Origin of the sequence: Aquimarina sp. Aq78 (genome assembly GCF_900299525.1) — a bacterium.
Taxonomy (GTDB): domain Bacteria; phylum Bacteroidota; class Bacteroidia; order Flavobacteriales; family Flavobacteriaceae; genus Aquimarina.
In genome coordinates this window covers 959,954-982,293 of sequence record NZ_OMKA01000001.1, presented here as the reverse complement: position 1 = coordinate 982,293, position 22,340 = coordinate 959,954, and the positions used below count along the sequence as shown (strand labels likewise).

At 34.0% G+C, this 22,340-nt stretch carries 13 protein-coding genes; 11 read left to right on the top strand and 2 right to left on the bottom strand.

Features of this window, described 5'->3' with window-relative positions:
* Nucleotides 1–162: 162 nt before the first annotated feature.
* The 4 genes from rpsF (at nt 163) to DG435_RS04210 (ending at nt 4,712) form a co-directional block, all read left to right on the top strand.
* Nucleotides 163–501, top strand: a complete 339-nt coding sequence (rpsF, locus tag DG435_RS04225) for a 30S ribosomal protein S6 (protein WP_024769054.1) — start codon at nt 163–165, stop codon at nt 499–501.
* Nucleotides 501–800 carry a 30S ribosomal protein S18 gene (rpsR, locus tag DG435_RS04220; protein WP_174412104.1) on the top strand — a complete coding sequence of 100 codons (300 nt, stop codon included), beginning with the start codon at nt 501–503 and terminating at the stop codon, nt 798–800. The genes rpsF and rpsR overlap by 1 nt, the downstream gene beginning before the upstream one ends.
* Nucleotides 801–818: 18 nt before the next feature.
* Nucleotides 819–1,271: a 50S ribosomal protein L9 gene (gene rplI / locus DG435_RS04215; RefSeq protein WP_106792129.1), complete on the top strand. Its 453-nt coding sequence runs from the start codon at nt 819–821 to the stop codon at nt 1,269–1,271.
* Between the two features lie 279 nt (nt 1,272–1,550).
* Nucleotides 1,551–4,712, top strand: a complete 3,162-nt coding sequence (locus DG435_RS04210; protein WP_106792130.1) for a carboxypeptidase regulatory-like domain-containing protein — start codon at nt 1,551–1,553, stop codon at nt 4,710–4,712.
* Between the two features lie 77 nt (nt 4,713–4,789).
* Here the strand turns inward: DG435_RS04210 and DG435_RS04205 are convergent, their stop codons facing one another.
* Entirely contained in the window at nt 4,790–6,031 is a 1,242-nt protein-coding gene (locus DG435_RS04205; protein ID WP_234387074.1) for a M20/M25/M40 family metallo-hydrolase, read from the bottom strand.
* Nucleotides 6,032–6,248: 217 nt separating this feature from the next.
* Between DG435_RS04205 and DG435_RS04200 the strand changes: the two genes are divergently transcribed.
* Nucleotides 6,249–6,728 carry a DUF6495 family protein gene (locus tag DG435_RS04200; RefSeq protein WP_106792132.1) on the top strand — a complete coding sequence of 160 codons (480 nt, stop codon included), beginning with the start codon at nt 6,249–6,251 and terminating at the stop codon, nt 6,726–6,728.
* A gap of 87 nt (nt 6,729–6,815) precedes the next feature.
* Here DG435_RS04200 and DG435_RS04195 read toward each other — a convergent pair whose 3' ends face one another.
* A complete protein-coding gene (locus tag DG435_RS04195; protein ID WP_106792133.1) occupies nt 6,816–8,051 on the bottom strand; it encodes an ABC transporter permease in 1,236 nt (411 codons plus the stop codon).
* A gap of 319 nt (nt 8,052–8,370) precedes the next feature.
* Here DG435_RS04195 and hisS point away from each other — a divergent pair, with 319 nt between their 5' ends.
* The 6 genes from hisS to DG435_RS04165 all read left to right on the top strand — a co-directional run bounded on the left by hisS (nt 8,371) and on the right by DG435_RS04165 (nt 22,340).
* Nucleotides 8,371–9,741 carry a histidine--tRNA ligase gene (hisS, locus tag DG435_RS04190; RefSeq protein ID WP_106792134.1) on the top strand — a complete coding sequence of 457 codons (1,371 nt, stop codon included), beginning with the start codon at nt 8,371–8,373 and terminating at the stop codon, nt 9,739–9,741.
* Between the two features lie 90 nt (nt 9,742–9,831).
* Nucleotides 9,832–10,323 (top strand): hypothetical protein, encoded by a 492-nt coding sequence (locus DG435_RS04185; RefSeq protein WP_106792135.1) that lies wholly within the window; start codon nt 9,832–9,834, stop codon nt 10,321–10,323.
* Nucleotides 10,324–10,716: 393 nt separating this feature from the next.
* Nucleotides 10,717–15,459 carry a hypothetical protein gene (locus tag DG435_RS04180; RefSeq protein WP_106792136.1) on the top strand — a complete coding sequence of 1,581 codons (4,743 nt, stop codon included), beginning with the start codon at nt 10,717–10,719 and terminating at the stop codon, nt 15,457–15,459.
* Complete coding sequence (locus DG435_RS04175; protein ID WP_106792137.1) at nt 15,459–17,540, top strand: hypothetical protein; 2,082 nt, start codon at nt 15,459–15,461, stop codon at nt 17,538–17,540. The genes DG435_RS04180 and DG435_RS04175 overlap by 1 nt, the downstream gene beginning before the upstream one ends.
* Before the next feature lie 3 nt (nt 17,541–17,543).
* Nucleotides 17,544–20,954 carry a T9SS type A sorting domain-containing protein gene (locus DG435_RS04170; protein WP_106792138.1) on the top strand — a complete coding sequence of 1,137 codons (3,411 nt, stop codon included), beginning with the start codon at nt 17,544–17,546 and terminating at the stop codon, nt 20,952–20,954.
* A 42-nt stretch (nt 20,955–20,996) separates the two neighbouring features.
* Nucleotides 20,997–22,340, top strand: coding sequence for a PKD domain-containing protein (locus DG435_RS04165; RefSeq protein ID WP_106792139.1), 1,344 nt, complete (start codon nt 20,997–20,999; stop codon nt 22,338–22,340).

The following is a 22,340-nucleotide window of genomic DNA, read 5'->3' as shown; positions in this document are numbered from 1 at the left end:
GTTATATATTCCAATACAATATTAATGAATATATCTTATTTCCACAAACAATTTCGGCTTTTTATCGATAAAAATAGTGTTTCATCGAAATGATATTAGGGTTTGAAAATCCAAAAAATAGTCTTACTTTTGCAGCCAATTTTAATTTAAATATAGATTTTTATGAATCAATACGAAACTGTTTTCATCTTGAATCCCGTTTTATCTGAAGATCAGATAAAGGAAACAGTTAAGAAATACGAAGACATTCTTGTTTCTAATGGTGCCAAGATGATATCAAAAGAGGATTGGGGGCTTAAAAAGCTTGCATATGCAATCCAACACAAAAAAAGTGGATTTTACCACTTATTCGAATACCAGGTACCTGGTGAAGCTATCAATGCTTTAGAAGTTGAGTACAGAAGAGACGAACGAGTAATGCGTTACCTTACTGTACGCCTTGATAAGCATGCAATTGCTTGGGCAGAGAAGAGAAGAAATAGAAACAAACAAAAAGCTTAATTATGTCATCTATAGAACAACAAGCTAAAGGAAAAAAAGACGGAGAGATCAGATATCTTACTCCTCTTAATATAGATACATCAAAAACGAAGAAATATTGTCGTTTTAAAAAATCTGGTATCAAGTATATTGATTATAAAGATCCAGATTTCTTGATGGCATTTGTAAATGAACAAGGTAAGCTATTACCTCGTCGCCTTACAGGAACTTCATTAAAATATCAACGTAAAGTAAGTGTTGCCGTAAAAAGAGCAAGACATCTAGCTTTAATGCCATACGTTGGTGATTTATTAAAATAAAATTCGTCATAACATATTATGGAACTTATATTAAAGAAAGACGTTGAGAATCTAGGATTCGCAGACGATGTAGTAGAAGTTAAGAATGGTTATGGTCGTAACTATTTAATTCCTAATGGACTTGCATTATTAGCAACTCCTTCTGCAAAAAAAGTACTTGCTGAAACGTTGAAACAACGTGCTTTTAAAGAAAAGAAAGAGATCGAAGATGCAGAAAAAATAGGAAAGAAACTTACTGGATTAGAAATCAAAATTTTAGCAAAGGCTGGAGCTGGAGATAAATTATTTGGTTCTGTATCTAATGCTGATGTTGCAGAAGCATTTGCTAAGGAAGGTGTTGAATTAGAAAAGAAATTTATTACTGTACCTGGTGGAACAATTAAACGTTTAGGTCAGTATGAAGCTTCTGTTCGCCTTCATAGAGAAGTAATTATTCCTGTTGCTTTTGAAGTAATTACTAAAGCTAAATAGATAAATAACAGTTGATAACTGTTTTATAATATTATGAAAAATCGCTCTTTTGAGCGATTTTTTTATTTTATTTTTATTGTAGTGGTTTAAACTTTTTTCAATTCGCTATAAAAATGTCCTTTTTTACTCAATTTTTGTCTTTTTCTTACTTCGTAGTGCTACTATGAAGTACAATCCCGAGTACTCGGAACAATTGATCAAAAAGCTACTATTTTTCGCTAGAACCCAAAAAGTTTAAACGACTTCATTCTTAATCAATTAATTAAAAGTTATTATTACATGAAAAAAATTATTCTATTAATTTTAGTGTTGATGGGGACTACGATCAATGCTCAGGTTACTACTTCTAATATTTCGGGAATAGTACGTGATAATGGGAGTCAATTACTACCAGGTGCTAATGTTACCGCAGTCCATGGACCTACAGGTACTTCTTATGGAGGAGTGACTGATTTTGACGGGCGTTTTAATCTAAACAATTTGCGTGTAGGAGGGCCCTATAGAATAACAATAAGTTATGTAGGTTTTAAAAAGCAACTTATTGATGAAGTGTTTTTACAATTGGGACAAACCTTTAACCTTAATATAACGCTGGTTGAGGATAGTAATCAATTAGAAGAAGTTATAATTACCACTAATAAAAATTCTACATTCAGTAGTGATCGCACTGGTGCAGAAACTAGTGTTGGTAGAAGAGAATTACGAACATTACCCACAATATCACGTTCTGCTGCTGATTTTACAAGATTAGAACCTACAGCAAGCGGAAACTCTTTTGGTGGAAGAAATGATCAATTTAATAATTTCAGTTTAGATGGAGCTGTATTTAATAACCCTTTTGGATTAGATGCTGCAACTCCGGGAGGTCAGACGGATTCACAACCAATTTCGTTGGATGCTATCGAACAGATTCAAGTGTCTACAGCTCCTTATGATGTAACATTATCAGGGTTTACAGGAGCATCTGTTAATGCAGTTACAAAAAGTGGAACCAATACATTTAAAGGAACTGTTTATGGATTTTTTAGAAATGAAGATCTTACCGGTGGTAAAGTAAAGGGAGAGGATGTATTTAAGTCTGATTTGGAACAAACACAATACGGATTTAGTATTGGTGGACCTATCATCGAGAATAAACTGTTCTTTTTTGCTAATGCAGAAAGAGACCAACGTACTGATTTAGGTTCATCTTGGTTACCAAATACGGGAAGTGGCGGTATTAATGAATCTCGTGTATTAGAGTCGGATATGATTGCGGTTAGCAATGCACTGGCAAATTTGGGGTATACTACAGGTGCATATCAAGGATTTACTTATGATTCTGAATCTACCAAAGGAATCCTTAAGCTAGATTGGAATATCAATGATAAACATCGAGCAGCTATTATTTATAATTTTTTAAGAGCTTCTAAAGAAAAACCTGCACACCCAACGGCATTAGGAATCCGAGGACCTAGCGCTTCTACATTGCAGTTTGAAAATTCGGGTTATGAGATTAATAATAATATAAACTCTTTTCAGTTAGAAGTCAATTCTACATTCTCAAGTAAGTTTGCTAATAAATTCCAGGCAGGTTACACGCATTTTGATGATTTTAGAAATCCATTATCAGCACCTGCACCTGTAATAACAATTCAGGATGGAGCTGGATCAAATTATATCATTGCTGGTCATGAACCATTTTCTATCAACAATAAATTAGATCAAAAAGTAATTCAGGCAACTAATAATCTTAATATTTTTCTTGGAGATCATACCGTTACAGTTGGAGCTTCTTTCGAGATGTTTAGATTTAAGAACTCATTTAATTTAACGGCATATGAAGATTTTGCTAATTTTGGATCTACATATCGTGGGTTGTTTTCACCTTATGGTTCGGTAAGTTCCTTTTTGGATGATGCAAATAATGGTGTAGTTGCTGCTAATCTACAATTTGCTCAAGATCGTTTTGCAGCACTAAATGCTGCAGGAGATGGTAATGATGGAGGTTGGAAATTAGCAGAGTTAAATGTGGGGCAATTGGCTTTCTATGTTCAGGAAGAATGGAATATTACAGAACGATTTAAGTTTAGTTACGGGATTAGATTTGATAAACCATTATATTTTGATACCGACGAACGTATTCAGGAGTATATAGATACTGATAATGGAGCTAGCAGAGATGAAAGTATTGTATATTTTAACCCTAATGAAGGGGAGGTGTCTTTAAACTCAACTACTTTACCTACAGATAGACTTTTGATATCGCCAAGACTTGGATTTAACTATGATGTTAAAGGAGATAAAACTTTCCAACTCCGTGGAGGTACAGGTATATTTACAGGTAGGCTACCATTTGTATGGATAGGAAACCAGGTAAGTGGGGCAGATGATGGTTTTTTCCAGATTGTAGACCCTGATTTTCAGTTTCCGCAGGTATGGAGATCTAGCTTAGGAGTTGATTATAGATTGAATAATGGTGTGATCCTTACTGGGGATTTTGCGTATACAGAAGATATAAATGGAATTCATGTTCAGAATTGGGGATTACGTGAACCAACTCAAACATTATCAGGAGTTGATAATAGACAAATATATGGAGCTACAGATAGAGGTGCTAATAATGCTTTTGTGCTAACTAATTCTAACAAAGGAAGAATTGTAAATGCCTCTTTTAAGGCAGCTAAGAATTTTGACAATAACCTGTATGCTAGTATAGCCTATAGTTATTTGGATTCTAAGGATGTAAATTCTATTGAAGCAGAAATTACCGGAGATGCATTTGCAGGTAATCCTGCTTTGGGAAATGTAAATAATGATGTTCTATCGTACTCTAAATATGGAGATAGACATAGAATCATAGCTATCGCTTCTAAAAAATGGACATATGGTAACGAGAAATTTGCAACTACCATTTCTGGTTTTGCTGAATTTGCTCAAGGTGGTCGATTTAATTACACCTATGCAGGCGATATTAATGGAGATGGATCTTCTTTAAATGATTTGATTTATATTCCTACTCAGACCGAATTAGCTACATATTCATTTAGCGGAGCTTCTTTTAATGAAAGAGAAGCACAGAGAGCAGCTTTTGAAGCGTACGTTCAGCAAGATGATTATCTTAGGGATAATAGAGGAAGCTATGCAAAACGATATGGAGCTATAGCACCATGGAGAAATAAGGTAGATGTTAAGCTGCTACAGGATTTTAATATTAATGTAGGGGAAAGAACGAATACGATCCAGGTTAGCTTAGATGTTTTAAATGTTGGTAATTTAATTAATTCGGATTGGGGATTAGTACAACAACCAAATAATGTACAGGTTTTAGGAGTTAATGTAGATACAGCTACAAATACACCTACCTATTCTTTTGATTCAAATTTGGTTGATACTTTTGGATATGATTCGAGCCTTCTATCAAGATGGCAGGCTCAGGTAGGATTACGATATATATTCTAAAAGAGAATTTATTTCTATTTTAAATAACAAAAAAAAGCCTTCATATTGTGAAGGCTTTTTTTATTGTTTTATTAAAACTATTGATTGATTAATCGATAGATGAGTATTGCTGTACGTTTGGTTAGAGCTTCAAAAGTAGTTAGGTCTAATGTTTCTTTTGGAGTATGTGCTCCACTTCCCATTGTTCCTAAACCATCCAGACAGTCTACATAATCTGCCACAAAAGAAGTATCTGCTGCTCCTCGTTTACCAGGGTCATATGCTTCAACCACCCCTTGATCCAGAGCTTTACTTACTTTATTTAGCAATGCTAATAGTTTGTGGTTGCCTTCTGTGGGTTGCATAGCAGGATAACTATCAGTAAAAGTGATGGTCGCACTGGTTTGTGGTAAGTTTTCTGTAATGATTTTTTTCATTTTTGATCGCGCTCTTTCTTTTTGTTCTTCAGAAATAAAACGTAACCCTCCTTTTACCATAACGGTTTGTGGTACGACGTTACTTTTTCCGAAGGCTTCTCCTTCACTTATTGAGCTATCAAATTTAACTTCTGTTCCTCCCAGAATTACTCCAGGATTAAAAGTTAAAAATTCTTCTCCTTTAACATCGGTGTAAAAGGCGTTTAAAATTCTGGAAGCTTCAAAAATAGCACCTGCACCCACACGTTCATTAAAAACGCCAGATGAATGTGCTCTTTTTCCTTTAACCTCTAATTTCCATCCAGAAGACCCTCTACGGGCAACAGTAGCATAATTAAATCCTGTAGATGTCTCAAACCCCAATGCTATTTCACTTTTTTTAGCAGCATCGATCAAATCTTTTCTACTAATATCTAATGGTTGTCCTGTACTTTCTTCATCTCCTGTAAAGGCAACTATAATTTGTGCATCATTAAGTAGTTTATTTTCATGTAATGCTTTTAAAGCATATAATACAACAACATCTCCGCCTTTCATATCATTCGTCCCGGGGCCATATGCAATATCACCATCTTTCTTAAACTTTTGAAAAGGACTGTCTTTTTCAAATACTGTGTCCAAATGCCCAATCAGTAATATTTTTTTTCCTTTACTTCCAGAAGTTTCTGCAAACAAATGTCCGGCTCGATTTACTTCTGTAGGCATATCAATCCAGCGGGTATTAAAATCGATTGCATCAAATTGTTCTTTAAACACCATTCCTACCTCTTTTACACCAGCATGATGCATTGTTCCACTATTGATATTTACTACTTTCTCTAAAAATTGAATAGCTGATTCATGATTAGCTTCTATCGATTTAATGATTTTTTTTTCTGTTTTAGAAAGTTCTTGAGCATTCATAGTAAGTGTTATGAAGAGAAATAAAAAGAAATGTGAAGTACATGTAGTGAAAAAGGTATTCATTTTGTGTGATGTTATTTGTTGAATGATAAATATAAGAACTTTAGGAGTTATAGATTTTATATTTTGAGGTAAAGGGAAAATAGAGGTTAGAAGACAGTATTTATTGTTTTAAAATCATCTTTTTATAATTACTTTTGCAGTCAATTTTTTTACAATGAAATATCAAAGATTAAGCAAGGAACAATTAGAAGAATTACATGTAGAGTTTATCAACTTTTTGGCAACACAATCCATTACAGCAGAGGAGTGGAGTGACATTAAAGAAAATAAACCTCAGGTCGCCGAAGAGGAAATTGATATTTTTAGTGATTTGGTATGGGAAAAAGTACTTGCCAATGCGCAATATCTAGAACATTTTTCGAAAGATCAGATACATTTGTTCGAATTGCAGGATGATGAGATGTGTCTTATTGCAGTAAAGGTCAACAACGATGCTATTGATGTCACTACGAAAGAAGGGTACCAATGGTTACAGGATAATTTACTTAACGACGAAGTAGTATTTTATAATGCATCTAAGGAGTATAGTGATGATAAAAATCTGGATAAGTTTACATTAATTCAGAAAGGAGCAAATATCACTAAAGGAGAGTTATATCGCTATTTTGCTAATATGATCGAAAACAGAGAATAATAGCAACTGTTTTAAAACAATAGTTAATGATCATAGTATGATAAGAAATATCTTATGATACTGTGAAAGGTAATATGTAGTTAATTATTATTCGTATCTCAAAGATTCTATAGGATCTTGTTTTGCTGCTTTTACGGCAGGATATAATCCAGAAACAACTGCAATTACAAAAGAAATAGTAGTAGCAGCAAATATAGCAAGCCAAGGAGTGCTAAAAGAGAAATTTGCTGCGGCCGAAATTCCTCCACCAATCAGGATTCCTAGAATAATCCCTACAAGGCCACCAATTTGACCGATAATAATAGTTTCCATAAAAAACTGACCTGCGATGGTATGTTTTTTGGCTCCCAAGGCTTTTCTTACCCCAATTTCTCGGGTTCGTTCGGTAACAGAAACCAACATGATATTCATTAAAGCAATTGAAGAACCAAATATGGTAATAATACTAATAATCCAGGCAGCATAGTACAGATAAACAGTAATGCTAGCTATTCGATTTAATAAGTCATCACTACGCTCAAGTCCAAAATTACTTTCCTCGATTGGATTTAGTCCTCTTATGTTTCTAAAAGTCAGAATAGCTTCATCCTGAGCACCTTCTAGAAATTGTTTATCATCTACTTTTACACTAATGCCATAATTAATATTAGGGAGTGTAAAGATGGATCTCGCTATCTGTAAAGGAATAAGGACTCGTAAATCCTGATTATTTCTAAATGTAGCTCCTTTGCTCTCCAGGAGCCCGATTACCTTAAATTTTACTCCTCTAATACTTATTGTTTTACCCAAAGGATTAGTATCCTTAAATATATTTTTTTTGAAATCAGATCCAATAAGACATACGTGGTTATTGTTTTCTACATCAAAAAAAGTGAAATTTCTACCATTATCTATTTCAGTTCCGGTATTTTCAAGGTAATTTTCATTAATTCCTACTACAGATACTTCTGGATCAGTTTTTTCGCTTTCATATTTTACTTCGGCATTACGAGTGCCAGTAAAATGAATAGATGTTTTTGAAAAAGGGTAACTATACTTATCTTTAAATTCTTTTACATTACGATAGCTGATAATAGGATTGATTTTGTCTCGATCTCTATTGTTTCTTGTACTAAATTCGTAGCGTTGGATATTAAAAGTATTAGCACCCATTGAGGCAAAATCTCCAGAAATTGTATTTTCTAAAGCGCCAACCAAAGTAAGTATTCCAACCAATGATGTAATACCAATTGCAATAATTAATATAGTAAGAACAGTTCGTAGAACTTGCCCTTTTATAGAGTCCATTGCAATTCGGATATTTTCTCTAAAAAGTGAAAACATAATAGTTTTTAATAGTGAGTTCTTTATATAGGACTACAAAACGTGTTTAAAGTTACTCAAAAAACCAGATTTTTTATAAGTATTGATCAAGGTCTTTATACTTTTTTTAGATATTTGCAGCTTGAAATAACAGGTAGTTAGTAAAGGTTAGTTAATGATTTGTAGTTATAGTATTGACTGCCAGTAAACTAATTGCTGCTTATGTACAGATTAAAATGATTTATAAGTACTAATAGAATATTATATTTGCACGCTTACAAAGATAGGTAGGTATTGTACTATATCTATATTCTATTCGATACTTACTAAAAACTAGATAATGGCACAAAAACCATCAATACCAAAAGGAACACGTGACTTTTCACCCATAGAAGTGGCTAAGAGAAGTTATATTATGAATGTTATTAAATCACAGTTTCAATTATTCGGTTTTCATCCTATCGAAACCCCTAGTTTTGAGAATAGTGAAACCTTGATGGGTAAATATGGAGAAGAAGGAGATCGATTGATTTTTAAGATATTAAATAGTGGCGATTATTTAAATAAGGTGGATGAAGCATTATATTCATCTAAGAATAGCATTAAAATGACTGCGAAGATTAGCGAAAAAGCACTTCGTTATGATCTTACGGTACCATTTGCGCGTTATGTTGTGCAACACCAGAATGAAATTGATTTTCCGTTTAAGAGATATCAAATGCAACCCGTATGGAGGGCAGATAGACCACAAAAGGGACGTTTTAGAGAGTTTTATCAATGCGACGCAGATGTGGTAGGAAGTGCTTCTTTATGGCAAGAGGTAGATTTTATCAAACTATATGATTCTGTTTTTACCAAACTAAAACTTCAGGGAGTAACCATTAAAATTAATAATCGTAAAATCCTTTCAGGTATTGCAGAAGTAATAGGAGCAAGCGATAAACTAATTGATTTTACGGTGGCACTGGATAAATTAGATAAAATTGGTGAAGATGGAGTGAAGAAGGAGATGTTGAATAAAGGGATTTCTGAAACTGCTATAGAAAGTGTAAAACCACTTTTTAACTTTACAGGAACGACATCAGAAAAGTTAGATAAATTAAGAGATATGTTGGCTTCTTCTGAAGAAGGAATGCAAGGAGTAGAAGAATTACAATTTATAGTTAATGCTATTAAAGAGATTCCATTAGAAACAGCAATTTTGGATCTTGATGTTACACTTGCGAGAGGATTAAACTATTATACAGGAGCTATTTTTGAAGTATCAGCACCAGATACTGTAAAAATGGGATCTATAGGTGGTGGCGGTCGATATGATGATCTAACAGGGATTTTTGGATTAAAAGATATTAGTGGAGTAGGAATTTCTTTTGGTTTGGATAGAATTTATCTTGTTCTTGATGAATTAGGGTTGTTCCCAGAAACCGTTGCACCTTCGACAAAAGTACTATTCATAAATTTTGGAGAAGAAGAAGCGTTTTATTGCCTGAAAGCAGTTAATGCACTTAGAAATGATGAAGTAATAGCAGAGCTATATCCCGATAATGCCAAAATGAAGAAACAAATGGGGTATGCAAATAAAAGAGCAATACCATTTGTAGTACTTGCAGGGACTTCTGAAATGAATAATAATACATTTACGGTCAAGGATATGGAATCCGGAACTCAAAAAGAAATGGATTTAAAGGGCTTAAAAGAGCTTTTACGATAATTTTTTTGTTACTTTTAAGAAATAAAATACTAAATTAACGTTACTACTTATAACATTAATTTAACTATATATTGTCTTAAAACTAAAATTATGAAAACCCCTATTTTTACTATTTTCCTTTGTCTAGCATTATTATCTGTAGTTTCTTGCAAAAAAGAGGTTAAAACAGATACCTTGGAGCCGGTAGAAGTTGCTAGAGGAGATACATCTGATTTTATTGAAGAAGTTGATGAGGAATCCGAAGCAAAAAAGAAGAAAAAATCAACCAAAAAGAAAAAACCTGCCAAGAAGGAAAGTACTACTGATGATAAAACATTACATATACCAGGAACCTTTGATACTACAGATAATACGTATTCTAAAAAGTATATAAAGGATTATGAACGATATGTGACAAATTATAAGAAAGCTGTAGAAGCAAACGATATGGATTCTTTTCTTAAATTAAGTGATGCAAGTAGCGATCTTAGCAAGCAATATAACCGCCTTATGAATATACTTCCTGGGGAAGAAATAGAAAAATTAAGTGAATATATGCAAGTTAAATCCGAACAACTTGCAGAGCTATCTTCTAAAATGTAATCTTTTTAATTCAATATTTTAAAAGGGAATAAATAACTACTAATTTCTCTTTTGGTAAGTAATATAACCTATTTGAAACACCAAAACAGGCAAGGTGTATTGATTATTGTTTAATTCTTTACACCTGCTTTTGTAATCGATTTTCATATTCAATTTTAACAACATAGCATATGTTGGGTGCATTTGATTATAATTCCTAAAAATCACTAATTATACTGAATAACAAGCTTTTTTCACTGGATTCAGGGGGATATATTTGCTATTCATATGTATATATTTGCACAGAATGTTAACTCTTTAAAACTTTTAGATACCTATATAAATAATAATGCTATAGCAGTTTTAGAGATTTTAAGTATATAATTATTGTACCATCACTTTTAATTATTTTTTATGAAAATAAAAGTACTTCTAATCTTATCTTGGATAATCCCTGCACTATTGTACCCTTTTAGTAATGGTAAAGATTCACTTACTGTTAAAACAGATAAAGGAGAAAAAGTAGTAAGAGAGAATACAGCGATTTCTAAGTTTGTTAAATTTCCCGAACTCGATAAAGAATTTCCTCTAAAAAAAAATGTTTTAGATGTCTCCTATGCTCCAGAATTTACATTTAGTAATATTCGGAAAGAATACAATGCATCAGGAGAATTAGTTAATAAAGGAAAGGAAGATGCTAAAGTTGGTTTTGAAGAAATAGATAAGGAAGGAAAATGGGTTACATCATTTAGTAATGAAGATATACAAACATTACCTGTTGGAGTAAAATACATAGCAAACGAAGTCGAATATCAACTTGGTTTTACTAAAGCCAGATTTAATAAAGAATATACAGAACTCACTGTTTTTGTTAGAGTTATTCTTCCGCAAACAGATGAAAAAGGAGATCCTCTAGAGATATTTTTTGGAGCTAATAATGTAAAACTTTCACACCAGGGTGGATTAATGGGTGATGCTAATTTAGTATTGCTTGGAGATGTGTTTATACCTTTTAATGGTGGAAATTGGCTACTGTCTTTAAAAGGAGGGTTTGATTTTAAAACCGGTGATACCCAAAACAAAACATTTGTAACAATTAATTGCGACGGGGTAAAAGAAATGAGATTGGATGGAGAAGTTCAGTTTTCTCGTAATATGCTACTTCCGGTTGATGAGAAAGGAAAACTTTTAGAAGAAACGAGATCATATACTGGTGCAGATAATAAAATTAGGCAGATACCGAATAGAGTACGCGGAAATTTTAAAGCAGTAGCATCAAATTGGAATGATCTGATCGTAGAGATCGGAATTACACCATTTGTTCTGACCAATCAGAAAGACAAATTTATGTTTTCGCTAAACAAAGCAGTATTTGATTTTAGTGACCTAAGAACAGAAAATGTTACTTTTCCAAAGCACTATTACGAAAAAGGACTTTTGTTACCCAGTGAAGAATCATGGCGAGGAGTATTTGTTGAGTCGCTAGAAGTAGTACTTCCAAAAGAATTTAAAACAAAAGAAAGCATTTCTAAAAATGATAGAGTACGTTTTGAAGCTGCTAATTTACTCATTGATAGTTATGGAGTTTCAGGGCAATTTGCTGCCGAAAATATAATCCCTTTAGAATCAGGAAGAACATCAGAATCTAAGGCATGGGCTTTCTCTGTTGATAAGATTGGTATCGAATTGGCTTCAAATAGATTAATAGGAGCAGATTTTAGTGGCCGTATCTTACTTCCGATTTCTGATAATGGAAAAGAACAGGACGATGATAAGGAAATGGGACTGGGATATAAAGGAATCATATCAGAAGAAGAATATGGCCTTGTTGTTTCTACTTTAGACACACTACAATTTGATGTATTTCAGGCCAAAGCAGAATTATTACCTAATTCTGCTGTAGAATTAATGGTAAAGGATGGTTCTTTTCAACCCAAAGCTATCCTTAACGGAAGAATGGCTATTTCTGCAAGTCAAAAAGAATCATTGGCTAACGAAGGGAATAAAATTGATAAAGACAAAACGGTTCAATTTAAAGGGATCGAATTTCAAAATTTGGTACTTCAAACGACTTCACCGATTATGAAAGTTGATTATTTCGGATATAAAGATGAAGTAAAACTAAGCAGTTTCCCTGTATCTATAGCCGATATTGCTTTTACTTCAAATGAGCATGAAGCGGGAATTGAATTTGACCTAAAGGTAAACCTGATGGGAAAAGGATTTGCTGCAGATGCTCGTTTAGGAATTTTCGGAAAGTTTGAAGAAAAAGAGTATAAGCAACGATGGAAATATGACAGATTAGATATTTCTGAAATTCATCTTATAGCAGACATGGGAGCCATACAATTAGAAGGTTCTTTATTGTTAATGGATAATGACCCTGTGTATGGAGATGGTTTTTCTGCAGAAATCACAGGTACGTTTGGTAGTTTTGGACCACTGAGCTGTAAAGCGATTTTTGGAAAAAATGAATTTAGATACTGGTATGTTGATGCTGCGATAAAAGGTTTAAAAATACAAGCCGGACCGTTTCAAATAAATGGGTTTGCCGGTGGTGCATTCTATAGAATGAGTAGAAGACCTAATGCAGGACCTGATTTCTCACCTTCAGGGCTTTCCTATATTCCCGATGAATCTACACGGTTGGGGGTCAAAGCAGCCGTTTTTGCTGCAATCGGAGATGAAAGCGCAATTGCAGTAAGTGCCGGTTTTGAAATAGAGTTTAATAAAAGTGGAGGTGTAAATCGACTTGGGTTTTATGGAGAAGCACAAGCCATGAAAGCATTTAGTTTTGAAAATCCTGTAGCAAAACTTTCAGAAAAGCTTAGCGGAATGGTAGATAATGAAATGGTAAATGGCATTATGGACACTAAAGCAGGCAAAACATTCATGGATAAAGCAACAGAAGAATATCCTGAAGAAATTGTAGGAGAAGCTGCAATTAGTGCAAAATTAGCTATGGAACTTGATTTTGTTAACAAGTCATTTCATGCTACACTGGATCTATATGTTAATGTAGGTAGTGTTATCGTAGGAAGAGCATCCAGAGGTCGTGCGGGATGGGGTGTTGTACATATATCTCCAGATGAATGGTATGTTCATATGGGAACACCAACGGATAGGCTAGGTTTAAAAATGGGAATAGGCCCTCTTTCTATGGAAACGGGAGGGTATTTTATGACTGGGGATCGAATACCCGGTAGCCCACCACCACCACCCGAGGTAGCTCAGATACTTGGAGTAGAAGCAGAAGTTTTGGACTATATGCGAGACGAAAATGCATTGGGAGATGGTAGAGGTTTTGCCTTTGGAAGTGATTTTAAACTCGATACAGGAGATTTACGATTCCTTATTTTTTATGCACGTTTTCAGGCTGGTTTAGGATTCGATATCATGCTTAAAGATTATGGAGACGCTCGCTGTGTAAATACAGGTGATGAAGTTGGGATTAATGGATGGTATGCTAACGGACAAGCATATGCATATTTGCAGGGAGAGTTAGGGATTCGAATCAAATTATTTTTTATAAAGAAAAAGATTCCGATTATAAAAGGAGGAACAGCAATACTAATGCAAGCCAAAGGACCAAATCCGTTTTGGATGCGAGGGTATGCAGGAGGATATTTTGATTTACTGGGAGGTCTGGTAAAGGGAAGTTATCGATTTAAGATCACATTAGGTAAAGAATGTGAGTTTGAAGATGCCGCGCCATTAGGGGGTATAAAAATGATTACTGATCTTACTCCTAAAGATAATGATAATGATGTAGATGTCTTTGCAGCTCCGCAAGCAACATTTGCAATGAAAGTAAATCAACCTATTGTAATTCCAGAAGATGATGGCGATAAAACATATAAAGTTATTCTAGAAAGGTTTACCGTTGTTGACGAAACCGAAAAAGAGATTATAGGAGAATTAGAGTGGGGGTATATGAATGATAGAGCCACATTTATCTCTGATGATATTTTACCTCCAGCAACTAAACTAAAAGCTACTGTAGAAGTAAGCTTTCAGGAAAAAATAGATGGTGTCTTCAAAACTATTTTGGAAGATGGACAAAAGGTTATTGAGATCGAAGAGAGAAATTTTACCACAGGAACAGCCCCCGATCATATCCCTTTACATAATATACAATATTCCTATCCCGTAGTAGATCAACAATTATTTTATTCTGGAGAACATAATACCGGGTATATACAATTACAACGAGGACAAGATTATCTTTTTGATAATGCACAATGGCAAAGTATAGTAAAATATGTAGATGATAATGGAAGAATAGAGGAATCTGCTTTTAACTATAATAATTCGGGAAATAAAGTAAGTTATACTATACCCAAAACAGATAAAGAGACTAAGTATTTAATGACTATAGTAAGTACTACCAAATCTTCAAAAGATTCGAATCAGGATAATACCAGTACAGAGACTAAAAACCTAGGAGAAAATAATACACTCGAAATTCGGAAAAACAATGCTCAAGATGTAATAAAAGAAGGAGAAATAGAAAGACTGAGTTATGAATTTAAATCAAGTGAATATAAAACTTTTGCTGCAAAAGTTAAAGATATAAGTGTTACGGGTAATGATTGGGGTAAAATTACTTCTGATGTAGTATATCTAACGTCTAAGATAAAAAATCATGAAGGTTTTGATATTGTAGAACTTAGAGGAAATAAATATTCAGAAAAGAAATCTTTGGTAGTAGTAGAATCTACATTAAAAGATGATTATTTGATAGAAGATATAGACCCTATATTATATCGATATTATGGAATAAGTAAAAAGTATACGATTAGCAGAGACCCTTCAATCTTAGGGTTTATACCCAAAAGAGCTCTCCCCATTAGTTCAAATTATCTTACTAGCCTGGAACACGGGGTGGATCTAAATTGGAGAGCGATTAATTTTCCGTATCGATACAATTTACCAGAAGTGTATAAGGTTGATTATTTGGATGTAAGAAATAAGGTGATGAATGATTATGTAGATGGCGCTATTCCTGCTAATGATCCTGCTTTACAAATATTGGATAGCGAATATCTATTTATTAGATATGGAAACTATAATGTGAAACTTACCTATAAGCTTCCTGGCGGAATAACAGGAAGTAGTGCATATTACAAATTTAAAAACCCAATGAAAATACGTTAATGAAAAGACTTTTGTACATAATAGTATTTTTTGGAATAACTAATTTGGGTTATGGCCAGGGTAATGGAGATACTTCTCAAAATGAAGTTCAGATCATTGCCAGGTTTCAAAATGGTAAAGTTCTATTACGATGGGCACCAACTGCTGCTGGAGTATGGTTAAAAGGTAATAAATATGGATATCTTTTAGAGAGATTTACAGTCAAAAAACAAGGAAAACTCTTAATACCACCATATGAAAGAGTTGTTTTGCAAGATTCTATTCGCCCCAGACCTGTAGAAGAATGGGAAGATATAGTTCATAAAAATGATTACGCAGCTATTATTGCTCAAGCTATATACGGTGAAGGTTTTCAAGTAGAAGACATGCAAGAAGGAGGAGTTGCCCAGATCATTAATAAATCTGCAGAGATAGAGCAGCGATATTCATTTTCATTATATGCGGCAGATATGAATTTTGAAGGCGCTCAAATGGCTGCTTTAGGATACGTTGATGAGTCAATAACCGCAGGAGAAGAATATTTGTACCGTATAAAAAGCAGAATTCCTGAAACAAAAAGTATAAAAGAGATATCAAGTTCGGTTATTGTTAATACAGTACACTCAGAACCTTTACCTTCTCCTATCGATCTTATTGCTGTTCCCGATGATAAAAGTATTTTGTTAACCTGGGAATATGAGATGTTTAAGAGTGTTTTTACTTCTTATTTTGTAGAACGCTCAGAAAACGGCTCAGATTTTAATAGGCTTGGAGATATACCTTTAGTCAACCTTAATGATAAACCTGGCCATCCTGCAAAACGAATGTTTTATGTAGATACCATATCACAAAATAATAAAACATATCACTATCGGGTAATTGGGATTTCGCCATTTGGAGAAGAAAGTCCAGCTTCTAAAAGTGCTTCTGCTAAGGGAGTTAAAAAATTAACAGCAACACCGCATATTTCTAAACATGAGTTTGATACAGAAGGAAATGTAATTATTACATGGGATTTTTTAAAAGAAGCAGAGCAAGAGATTACTGGCTTCGAATTAAATTGGGCAGCTCAAGAAGCTGGTCCATATAAACCTGTAATATCTAATATTAGTCCAAATACTCGTAAAACAACATTTAGAAAACCAGAACCCTCTAATTATTTTAAGATTACAGCTCATGGACAAAATAATCAAAAAAGTACCTCATTAAGTGCATTTGTTCAAACTATAGATAGTATTCCTCCATCAGCACCTATTGGATTAGTAGGTACAGTAGATAGTTTGGGAGTAGTGCAAATAAAGTGGCAGGCAAATACAGAAAAGGACATGTTGGGGTATCGTATATTTAGAGGAAACTTGAAAAATGAAGAAGTGACACAAATAACCATTTCTCCTATAGAAAGTACTTCGTTTCAGGATACGGTTCAAGTAAAATCTTTAAATAAAAAAGTGTATTACCAGATTGTTGCTGTAGATCAGCGCTTTAATATGTCTGAGTATTCTGAAAAACTTACCTTAAAAAAACCAGATGTTGTACCACCTTCTTCTCCAGTATTTGAAGAATATAAAGTAATTGATAAAGGGGTATTTCTAAAATGGATTAATAGCTCAAGCGATGATGTTAGTCATCATCAATTGTATCGCCAAAACACAAATGAAGCGGATAAAGGATGGCAGTTATTATTCGAAACAGATACCATAAGTTCATATATCGACAAAGAGTTAGAATCAAATCAAAGATATCGATATGCTATTTTCGCTCAGGATGATAGTGGATTAGTATCGGCACCTTCTGTACCAATTACCGTTGTGATTAAGAATGTTGATTTAGATAAGGTAATTAAAGGATTTTCGGGAACGGTAGATAGGGTAAGTAAGAAAATTAACTTATCGTGGCGTGTAACAACCAAAGAAGTACATGAGGTATTGATATATAAATCAAAAGAAAATGAGACACCTGTATTGTGGAAACAACTTTTGTCATCAAAAACAAATTTGATAGACACTAATATTTCTCCTAACAATACTTATGTATACCATATAAAACCTTTCCTAAAAGCAGGAGGCTATGCTACTATGGAAACGATTAAAATAAAATATTAAGAGATGAAAAAGATAGTTTATTTACTTTTTACGACTTTTTTCTTATTAATAGGAACCTCTGGTATTGCTCAAAGTTATGAGCTTACAATAGGAGGATATGTTGGTGATGGTAGCCCTGGAACAAGTTGTGGTTCTGGCTCCAAAGGGTTGCAATATATAGAAGCAACATATGCAAATGGGACGAAAACAAGAATTTTTGACCCAGGGGTGTATGAGAATAAACCTTTAGTAATGACTCCGGTTACCTTTAATGAAAACAATAAAATTGTACACTTACGTTTTCATACAAATAAACGAAGAAGAAATTCAATAGGTAATTGTAAATCTAAACGAAGAGATGGTAATATTAATATTACGGGATGTTATTATAGAGATTATAATTTTAGCGAGTTTTCACCAACTCCATCTGCTGTACCCGGGAATGCTATCATAAATGTACGACCGATTATTACATTAAATACTTCTGCTGTGTCTGATATTATTGGATATGAAGACTCGTTTGAAGTAACTGCAACTGCAGGATTTAATACCGGAGTTTATAAATGGCAATACCAGTTATCACCTGGAGCTGTTAACCCTAATGGCTCATGGCAAAATATTCCTTTACCGGCAACACCTAATATATTTAGAGCAATACCGCAGGATTTTTTGCCAAAATCAGCAATAGGGCAAAATATTTATTTTAGGATTTTACCTTGTGCAGATAAGCCATCAGAGAATATCATTAGTTTTAGATTGCGAAGATCTGCTCCTCATATTGTTTCTCCTCCAACAACTACAGATGTTAGTTGTTATGATAGTATTGATGGCGAAGTAAGAGTAACTTTTGACAGAGCATTAGAACCAGGAGATAATTTGGGAATAGCTGTAAGCGATATGTCAAGACCAATAGGAACTGATCCAGATGGTAATACAATTTATGCTGCTGTAGAATCATATTCTAATATTTCACTTGATGGATCTAACAGCTACACTTTAACCGGGCTTCCACCCAGTACTGCCGGTTTTAAATTAGATATGATAGGAGGGTATAACGGATTTGTATATTACACAGGAGATGCAAGCCATACGGCTGTTGTAAATATAGGTAAACCTACCCCGGTTTCTTTTGAAGTTACAGAAATCGTAGATGTATGGTGTAATGACGGTGATACAGACATTAATAATAATACCGATGGAGAAATACATCTAAGTGCAGCAGGAGGTGGTACCGGTAATTATGAATTTGCTATAAAAGAAGCAGGAACGTCCTCTTTAACGTGGCTTCCTTTTGCAAATACTAGTACTCATGATATAATAGGTTTAAAATCCGTTACTTATGAAGTGCAGGTGCGTAAAAGGGTTAGAGGAGGAAGTGTATATTGTGTTGCTCGAGAACAAATAAATGTAGCAGGGGAAATTAGACTGGGAGACGATATCGTAGAGTCTGAAATCATAGAAGAGCCAGATGAACCATTACAGGTAGAATTATTAGAATATAAAGAGCCAACTGCCTACGGTTTTTTAGATGGGTTTTTTAAAGTTCGCATTTTTGGAGGAACCGCCTTAAATGATGATAGCTATACTTTTGAATGGAAAAATGAATCTGGAAATATACTAACTACAACGATAACAAGTGTATTGCCAGGAAACCAGGGATATCAGGTAATATTGCATTCGATAGGCGAAGGAGTCTATAATTTAAGTGCAAGAGATGCCAACTATAATGATGCCACTTACAAAGATGGATGTTTCTTTACCAATATTGAATATAATCTGGAACAACCCGAACCACTTGAAGTAACTATAGAAATATATAACCCAATTTCGTGTAATATCAATAACGAATATAGTGATGGCATTGATTTTAATACTCCTCTGGGAATTCCAGATCAATTTCAGGATGGAGCACTGGTAGTGCACGCAAAGGGAGGTGTGAAATTTGATAATACCATTGCTAGTCCAGGTGAATGTAGAGCCAATTTTATGCCCTATTGTTACCGATGGAAAAAGAATATAGGAGGTATTTGGCAAAATATTGCTGTGAATGATAGTATTATAGAGAATCAGAGTGTAGGTATGTATGCACTAAATGTAGAAGATAAAAATGGTATTGTACTAGGAACCTATGAGGCATATACAGATGTAGATGGTACCAGACAATATAGATTAGTTCAGGCTATTGATAGTACAAAATATTTATCACAGCCGGATAAACTAGGAATTTCTTTTACAAATACGGTTGTCACATGTGCTAATGGAGACGACGCAGAAGCAACGACTTTTGTTGTTGGAGGAACACCGCCATATACATATGAGTGGAGTAATGGAGAAACTACTAAAACCATATCAAATCTTATTGCTGGAACATATTTGATTTTTGTTACAGACGCTAAAGGCTGTCAAATAGAAGGAAGTGTAAAAATCGATCAGCCTGGCGGACTTGAAATAAACCCTATATCAGTAATGTCTCCAACATGTTTTGAAGGTAATGATGGGCAAATCGAGGTAGAAATTAAAGGGGGAAACCCACCATATAATTATACATGGAGTACAGGTAGTACTTCTACATTTATTAATGGATTATCCTCAGGAACATATAGAATAGAAGTAACAGATAATAAAGGATGTAAAGCATTTTATGAAGGAAAGCTAATAGATCCTGATCCTATTATAGTGAATTTAGAAGAAAAACGTTCACTTTGTAAGGATCAATCCCTTGTTCTTGATATTGCGATCAATGACCCGGGAGCAACCTATTCATGGCTTAGCGAAAATGGATTTGCAAGTTCAGAAAGTACTGTCGAGATTACAGAAGCAGGAAGATATGTTGCTACAATTACCAGCAGTCTTGGATGTATAGGAATCGGGGATATAGAAGTTGAGGTTTTTGATACCCCAATAGATTCTGATTTTTTAATTACAACACAAGCGTATACCGATGAAGAGGTAATATTGGTTAATGTGAGTGAACCTATAGGGGAAACTGTAGAGTGGACAATTCCCGAAGGAGTAGAAGTTGTTTTAGAAAGTAAAGAAAAATTAATACTCAAGTTTGAGAAAGAAGGGCCTTATGATATTAATTTAAGATCGTATCAAATAGATTGCTATCAGGATTTTACAAAAACTATTTTGGTTCAACCGGCTATAGAAGCTCCGGAACAATTTGCTTCTCAAGGAGAATTTATAGAAGAATTTATTGTTTACCCTAACCCTAATGGAGGCTCTTTTAAAACAAAGATCAGTTTGGCAGAAGAGTCCAATATCACATTAAAAATAGTAAACCTAATGTCGGGCGCAACAATGCACGAACGTGTAGAAAAAAATAATCTTGATTTTTTACTAGACTATTCTCTTACACTACCCACAGGAGTGTATTTGATGTTATTAGAAACTCCAAAAGGGTCAGAAACTCGTAAACTAGTGTTTGAGTAGAACATTTTTGTCAAGAAGAGTCTCTAGAAGTGCTTTTATACTATGAATAAAATAATATACATATTATCTATATTTTGCCTTTTTGGTTGTGCCAAAGAAGAGGCAATACCTGTTATTGCTGATTTCGAATTTGAAGTTTTTAATGATGATTTTTCAATACCAGTTCAGGTTGTTTTTTTTAATAGAACAAAAGGAGGAGAAGATTATGAATGGACTTTTGAAGGAGGAGTGCCTTCTAGGTCTGTAAATCGTAATCCGGGAGTCATACAGTATGATGCAAAAGGAGTGTATACTATTGAGCTTACAGCAACTAATCAAGATGGATCCCAGGGCACAAAAACTTTAGAAATACAAATTGATGATCCGGTGGTTGTTGATTTTGAAATCACAAATCTCGTAGATAATTTCTCTCCGGCTAGTTATACAATACAAAATAACTCTTCTGGAGCAGATAGCTTTTCCTGGACTTTTGAAGGAGGAACTCCGGCAAACTCTACCAACCGTAATCCGGGAGAAATAGTATTCACAGAACCCGGAGATCATGTGATTAGATTAGAAATTGGTAACGGGCGAGAAACATATGATTTACAAAAAACGATTACTGTTGCTCCATTTTTAGTTTCAGACTTTGAGTATCAGATAGCTTTTGATGACGATGATTATCAAATACCGGCTCGTGTACAATTTCAGAATAATTCAATTAGTGCTACCTCATATCAATGGACTTTTGAAGGAACTGTTTCTTCTTCTTCCGTAGTAGAAAATCCAGAGATAACATTTACTCAAGAAGGAATTCAAACAATAAGACTAACAGCCCTTAACGGAAAAGATACAAAAACTATCACCAAACAGATTGAATTTTTTAAAAACACAAACCTTAGAGAATTAAATGATATAAGGTTTGGTATCAATACAGCTCATACTGCGAATACAAGAGGGAGTTTTTATACCATAGCAAAGCGTATACTATTTACAGCTAATGAGATAACACCCGGTGTTGAACAAGATATTGATTTGGTTTTCTTTGGTTTAAGTAACACTTTTAATCGTAATCGATTTGTGAGCCCTGATCAATTATCAGGAACTACTTTTGATGAATTAGAGGGGCCTAAAAACACCATTTTTATTAATTCTCAAGAACTGTGCAATTGTTCTGCTTCATTAACACCATCACAGTTTGATACTATGCAGGATGATACATTGTTAAAGAACCTGGTGATAACTGAAACTCCGGGAGGATTACAAGATTTTGATAATACGACGGTACCAAGAATTGTTCTTTTTCAAACTAAGGAAGGGAAGAAAGGAGCTATTAAGATTAAGAACTTTGTAGAGGATGGACAGAATTCTTACATACTGGTGGATATTAAGGTTCAAAAAGAGTAA